Source organism: Staphylococcus pasteuri (assembly GCF_030547725.1).
Taxonomy (GTDB): Bacteria; Bacillota; Bacilli; order Staphylococcales; family Staphylococcaceae; genus Staphylococcus; species Staphylococcus pasteuri.
Genome location: NZ_JAUOQO010000451.1, coordinates 1 through 263 on the forward strand (window position 1 = coordinate 1; position 263 = coordinate 263).

General features: G+C 63.5%; 1 protein-coding gene. It reads right to left on the reverse strand.

Features of this window, described 5'->3' with window-relative positions; all coding sequences use genetic code 11:
* Positions 1 to 4: 4 nt before the first annotated feature.
* Positions 5 to 263: response regulator (locus tag Q4528_RS14330; protein ID WP_303522297.1), on the reverse strand; the 259-nt coding region annotated here is incomplete at its 5' end.

Sequence of the window (263 nt, forward strand, 5' to 3'; positions counted from 1 at the left end):
GACCTCACTCCTTTGGGGGCACTCCTTCGACCAAAAGATCCGCCATGCGGCGGATCAGCACGTCCCGTTTGACCGGCTTGGCCACATGGGCGTCAATGCCCCGCCGCAGGTATTCTTCGACCTGGAGGGTCATGGCGTTTGCGGTCAGGGCGATCACCGGGCAATGCGGCAGACCGGCCTCATCCTCATAGGCGCGGATCACGGCCGCGGCCTCCAGCCCGCCCATGACCGGCATGTTCACATCCATCAACACGAGGTCATAG